Origin of the sequence: Halodesulfurarchaeum sp. (genome assembly GCF_036626455.1) — an archaeon.
Lineage (GTDB): Archaea > Halobacteriota > Halobacteria > Halobacteriales > Halobacteriaceae > Halodesulfurarchaeum.
The window spans coordinates 1-5,958 of the sequence record NZ_JAZKRK010000064.1 but is presented as its reverse complement, the minus strand read 5'-3'; the positions used below and the strand labels follow the sequence as shown (position 1 = coordinate 5,958).

The following is a 5,958-nucleotide window of genomic DNA, read 5'->3' as shown; positions in this document are numbered from 1 at the left end:
CTTTATTGCAATGGCAACAGGTACGGTCGACTTCTTCCACACGCGGAAGGGTTACGGTTTCATCGAGAGCGACGACGCAGACGAGGACGTTTTCTTCCACATGGAAGATGTCGGCGGAGAGGACCTCGAAGAGGGCCAGGATGTCGAGTTCGACATCGATCAGGCCCCGAAGGGTCCGCGCGCGGTCAACCTCGAGCGAGTTTAAAAACTCCGTTCTCTCAGGTATCGTTTCTGACTACCCGATTCTTTCGGGCACTCGATTCCGCAGTCGTCACTCTGTGACGATGCGGTTTTGAGGCCCGGATTCGAATCTCATCCCGATGAGTGATAACGACGGGGGCCGCGAGTACCGATACGCCCGGCATCTCTCCATCGACGTGGTCGGCGGGGCCGGACAAGAACGAATCAACGCGGCCGACGTGCTCGTGGTCGGAGCGGGTGGACTCGGTTCGCCCGTCATTTCGTATCTTGGGGCTGCTGGGGTCGGGACGCTCCATATCGTCGACCCGGACGTTCTCGAAAACTCGAACCTGCAGCGGCAGGTCATTCACTCCGAACAGGACATCGGCCGCCCGAAAGTCGAGAGTGCCCGCGAATTCGTCAAATCACTCAACAGCGAGGTCGAGGTAGTCACCCACGAGGTCGAGTTCGGCCCTGAAAACGCCGAATCGCTCGTCGAGGACCGGGATCTGGTCGTGGACTGTACGGACAACTTCCAGGCCCGGTATCTCATCAACGACGCGTGTACACTCACAGACGTTCCCTTCGTTCACGGGGCTGTCTACCGACTCGAAGGCCAGGTATCGACGTTCGGTACCCAGGACGATGGCCCGTGCTATCGATGCCTGTTCGCTGAAGCCCCACCCGAAGAAGCGACACCTGATTGTGAGGTCAACGGCGTTTTGAGCCCACTCCCGGGAACTATCGGGACGATGGAGGCCACGGAAGCGATCAAAACTATCGTCGGCTTCGGTGACTCACTTGACGGGCGACTGTTGGTTTACGACGGCGAGGACATGACCACTGATGAAGTGCCGGTCCGTCGAGACCCCGACTGTCCGGTCTGTGGCGACTCCGAAATCGAGTCACTCGCGGACATCGAGTACGAGCATCCGTTTTCGATCGAGTGAGAGTTGGCACCCACGAAACTCTCCTCAGCGGTGACTGTGCCCCGGATAATCCCGTTCGAATCGGTCCTCAAGTTCCTCGACCCCGAGTTCGATGATCGTCGGTCGGCCATGGGGACAGGTATAGGGGTTCTCACACGCGTCAAGCGCCCGAAGCAGATCAACCACAGTCCCTTCTTTGAGAGAGGTGTTTCCGGTAATTGAGGGGTAACAAGCCATATCAGCCAAAAGCGCATCAGCCACGGGGGCAACTGTCTTCTCACCTGCTGTCCCCAGCGCTGAACCAAGGATGTCTCGGAGCAACTCGGGGGACAGTGTCGCATCAAAGACGGCTGGTACCCCAGTCACGACGAGTTGTCCGTCCTCGATCGACGCCTCGAATCCCCATTCGTCCAAAGTGTCAATCGCCTCGAACTGACTCGCTTCCTGTGGGGTGACGGAGAGGTCGACGGGTTCGACAAGGCGTTGGGTGCCCGTGCCGTCCCCAAGTTCATCCTGCAACCGCTCGTAGTTGACCCGCTCGTCGGCTGCGTGCTGGTCGATAAGCACGAGGCCGTCCGGCGATTCTGCGACAACGTAGGTGTCCTGGATCTGTCCGAGAATCCGAAGCGGCGGCAGCGTTTCCGGTTCCAGCTCACCGGTTGCGTCAGCTTCAGCATCCAAGGACAGGTCCGTCTGGAGCGGATCGATATCGATGCTCGGGCGGCCGGAAATATCCGACTGAGCCGTGCTATCGGGTGATCGCCTGTCTCCCGATCCCGATTCTGGTTCGGCCTGTTTAGACTCACTGCTACCAATTTCGTCGGCATCAACCCCCGCTTGGTCGCCAACAGCTTCGGGTCCCTGGGCCGCCTCATTTGCCGTCTCCTCCTCTTGTTCAGTTGCGACCACCCGGTCCGAGTCGGGGACTCCTTCGCTCGTGGCGGACACCTGCTCGTCCGGATCACGCTCGTCAACCGTTGGTCGAACCGAAGTTTCCTCGGGTGCAGATCGACCTCGAGGAGCCCCAGACCGCAGTAGCCCGTGGTCGAGGAGTGCCGACCGAACCGCATCCGTAACGGCGTCGATGACTACGGTTTCGTCGTCGAACCGAACGGCCATTTTTCGCGGATGGACGTTCACGTCGACGGTCTCGGCCGGGACAGACAGGAAGAGGACCGCAAAGGGATAGCGATCAGCAGCCAGTTGCTTTCCGTAGGCGTCGAGGATGGCCGATCGGAGCGAATCCGCCCTCACATAGCGACCGTTGACGTACGTGGAGACGTATTCGGCCCCGCTTCGTGTCGTTTCCGGGTCGCTTACAACCCCCGAAACACCCGACACCGGACCATCTGGGGACACATCAACTTCGATCATGCTCTCTGCAACATCCCGGCCGTAAACCGAGAGCACCGCCTCCTGAAGGTCACCGCTCCCAGGTGTCCTGAACACGTCGTGATCGGCGTGAGTGAGTGAGATGGCAACGTCCGGATTCGCGAGTGAATAGCGGGAGACGACCCGGTTCACATGACCGAATTCGGTGGACTCGCGTTTGAGATATTTCCGGCGAGCCGGTGTATTGAAAAACAGGTCAGCCACCGTCACCGTCGTCCCGGGGGCGCGGCCGACAGGGGCCAAATCTGTCACTTCTCCGCCCTCAACCCGGACTTCGGTGCCGACGTCGGCGCCGTCCTGTGGCCGGGTTTCGATAGTCAGTCGGGAGACCGCACCGATCGTATGCAACGCCTCCCCCCGGAACCCTAACGTTCCCACGCCTGCCTCGAGATCGTCGATCGACCCGATCTTGCTCGTCGTGTGTTGTTCGACGGCCCGCCGGACCCCCTCCTCGGACATCCCCTGGCCGTCGTCGGCCACGCGAATCAGGTCGGTTCCCCCACCGTGTACGGTGACCTCGATCCGGCTCGCACCCGCATCGAGGCTGTTCTCGACGAGTTCCTTCACGACCGACGCGGGTCGTTCGATCACCTCACCCGCGGCGATCTTCGAGATCGTCGCGTCGTCCAGCCTGGTGATATCAGTCATCTGTGTCCTCCAGGGACTCCTGCCAGGTCGTGACTTTCGTCAACACCTCTACGGGAGTCATTTCCGAGACTGAAAGCGTTTCCAGTTCCCGAAGCACCTCACGGGTCGCCGAGTCGATCAAATCCGAATCCTCGGTTTCGGTGTCGGACTCATTTTCGGCGACGAACTCCCCCTGCCCCACATCGAACACAGTCTGAATCGGTTCGCCACCGCCACCGCGGGCCTCGATCGCCTTCTCGGCTCGGAGTTTTTCCAGCACGGTCTCGGCTCGACCGACGACCGGGTCTGGCACCCCAGCCAGATCCGCGACGTGAATCCCGTAACTCCGATCTGCGGCGCCGTCTCTTACTGTCCGGAGGAAGGTCACGTTTCCATCCCGCTCATCGGCTGCGACGTGGACGTTGACCACGCTGTCCAGGTGGTCGGCAAGAGCCGTCAGTTCGTGGTAGTGCGTGGCAAAAAGCGTCTTCGCCCGAACCTGATTGTGCAGATATTCTGTTGTGGCCCAGGCGATCGAAATACCGTCGTAGGTCGCGGTTCCCCGGCCGACCTCGTCCAAAATGACGAGCGAGTCACTGGTCGCAGAATGAAGGATGTTCGACAGTTCCTGCATCTCGACCATAAACGTCGAACGACCCTGGGCGAGTTCGTCAAGGGCCCCGACGCGTGTATAGATCCCGTCGACTAGCCCGATCCGGGCCCCATCGGCCGGCACGAAACTCCCCATCTGCGCGAGAAGGACGATCAGTGCCGTCTGTCGGAGGTAGGTCGACTTTCCGGACATGTTCGGTCCGGTCACAAGTTGCAAGCGGCGGTCCTCGAACAACGCCGCATCGTTTGGAACGAATTCGGTGGTCTGTTCGACGACGGGGTGGCGACCGGCCTCGATGTCGATTCCGCCGTCCGCGAGTTCGGGTCGCGTCCAGTCGTTCCCCACCGCGTGAGTCGCCAGACCGGCAAAGACATCGACCTCCGAAAGCGCCCCGCCAACCGCACGGAGGAGGTCAGTCCGCTCGCCGACCCGTTCTCGGAGTTCCTCGAACAGTTCGTATTCGAGTTCCGAGCGCTGCTCCTCGAGACGCAAAATGGCCCGTTCTCGCTCTTCGACGGCCTCAGTCGTATATCGCTTCGAGTTTTTCAGCGCCTTGATCTCGCGGTATTCCTCCGGGACATCGTCTGTCTCCGACCGACCGACCTGAATATAGTACCCGTCAGTCTGGTTGCGCCCAGTTTGGAGATGAGTGATTCCGAGCCGTCGCTTCTCCCGGTCAGCCAGCGAGTCGATCCACGCCGTGGCCTCCTCGTACTCCTCGATAAGTTCGTCCAGCCGGTCGTCGTACCCGCGTTTGAACAATCCACCGTCGCGGAGTGTCTTTGGCGGGTCATCGGCGATTGCCGACGCCAGTTCGTCGATCAAATCCCGGACTGCCTCGAGGTCAGGGCCTTCAATCGTTCGTGCGACCGGGGAGGCGCCCACTTCCGGGTCACCGGCAACTGTCTCGGCCAGTGACGGAAGCACCGAAAGCGTCTCTCCAACTGCATTGAGGTCCCGGGCGTCTGCTGTGCCGTGGGCGACCCGTCCCGCCAGTCGCTCCAGATCCAGCGCCCCATCAAGGGTTCCCTGGATCGAATCGCGGATGAGCGCGTGCTGGGTGAGCACGTCGACGGCGTCGTGTCGGCGTTCGAGTTCTGAATGGGCCTGTCTGGGGCGTTGCAGCCACTCTCTGAGGAGTCGACCTCCGCCAGCGGTCACGGTATGGTCGATCATGTCGAACAGTGAACCGGCGTTATCGCCCTGCATCGTCTCGGTCAATTCCAGGTTCCGCTGTGTCGTCGCATCGAGTTCGACGTGGTCGTCGGCCCGGTAGGGCTGAAGTCTCGTGAACGATCGGGTGACACCCAAACCGGTCGATTCGACGTAGGAAAGGGCTGCCCCAGCCGCCTGGACGGCCGGGCTCTCCGGTTCGATGCCCAGGCTTCTGAGCGCTCCCTCACCGAACTGGTCTCGCAAAGTGTGAGTCGCCCGGCCTGGCCCGAAGGCCGCCGTCTCGTGGTCGGTTACGGTCGCGTCGGTTCGATCACGGAACGCATCGAAACGCTCCGTGTCCCGCAGCGTCGGGCCGGGGAGGAGTTCGGCCGGATCGAAGCGATACACCTCTGTCAAGGCGTCCTCGAGGGTGGTAACCTGGGTCACGTGGAACCGACCAGTCGTCACGTCGACAAAGGCGAGCCCAAACGCATCGGCACCTTCGACGACGGTCGAGAGGTACTGGGCCGCTGCGTCGACAGTCTCCAGAAGAGTTCCCGGCGTCACGATCCGTGTGATCGACCGGGCGTGACCGGCGTCAGTTTCGTGCTGGTCAGCCACGGCGACCCGGTACCCGCGCTCGACCAGGGTTTTCAGATATGGTGTTAGCTCCGAAACCGGGACCCCCGCCATCGGGTAGTTCGAGCCGTGACTGGACTTCTGAGAGACAGTCAGGTCCAGTTCCTGGGCCACCCGCTCGGCGTTCTCGTCGAAAAACTCGTAGAAGTCGCCCACCTGCATCGCAAGAAGGTCCGCGTCAGCCTCGGCTGAAAGCTCCAGATACTCCTCGACGATGCTGGTCATGATGTTCCCCGCCAGTCCTGTCGGGGCCGCAATCGCATACAGCAGGGCAGGGAGCGGGGGCGTTTAATCCCTCTGGCTTCGATTCAGTGACTCCGACCGGGCCCGCTCGTAGGTCGGCCAAAAGGGGTCGGTTTCGGGCACCGCCACGGTGTCTCCGTCGACCGTAACCTGCTCGCCCTCGACCACCCGCCCCACATC

4 protein-coding genes are annotated in these 5,958 nt (G+C 61.4%); 2 read left to right on the top strand and 2 right to left on the bottom strand.

The window, feature by feature from the left end; genetic code table 11:
* Positions 1 to 10: 10 nt before the first annotated feature.
* Entirely contained in the window at positions 11 to 205 is a 195-nt protein-coding gene (locus V5A26_RS11100; protein WP_070364240.1) for a cold-shock protein, read from the top strand.
* 115 nt (positions 206 to 320) lie between these two features.
* Positions 321 to 1,130, top strand: coding sequence for a HesA/MoeB/ThiF family protein (locus tag V5A26_RS11095; protein ID WP_332321981.1), 810 nt, complete (start codon positions 321 to 323; stop codon positions 1,128 to 1,130).
* Positions 1,131 to 1,154: 24 nt separating this feature from the next.
* Here V5A26_RS11095 and mutL read toward each other — a convergent pair whose 3' ends face one another.
* Together mutL and mutS are read right to left on the bottom strand one after the other, a co-directional pair.
* On the bottom strand, positions 1,155 to 3,149 hold the full coding sequence (gene mutL / locus V5A26_RS11090; RefSeq protein WP_332321982.1) for a DNA mismatch repair endonuclease MutL: 1,995 nt from the start codon (positions 3,147 to 3,149) through the stop codon (positions 1,155 to 1,157).
* Positions 3,142 to 5,760 carry a DNA mismatch repair protein MutS gene (mutS, locus tag V5A26_RS11085; protein ID WP_332321983.1) on the bottom strand — a complete coding sequence of 873 codons (2,619 nt, stop codon included), beginning with the start codon at positions 5,758 to 5,760 and terminating at the stop codon, positions 3,142 to 3,144. Before mutS ends, mutL begins: the two co-directional genes overlap by 8 nt.
* Positions 5,761 to 5,958 lie beyond the last annotated feature (198 nt).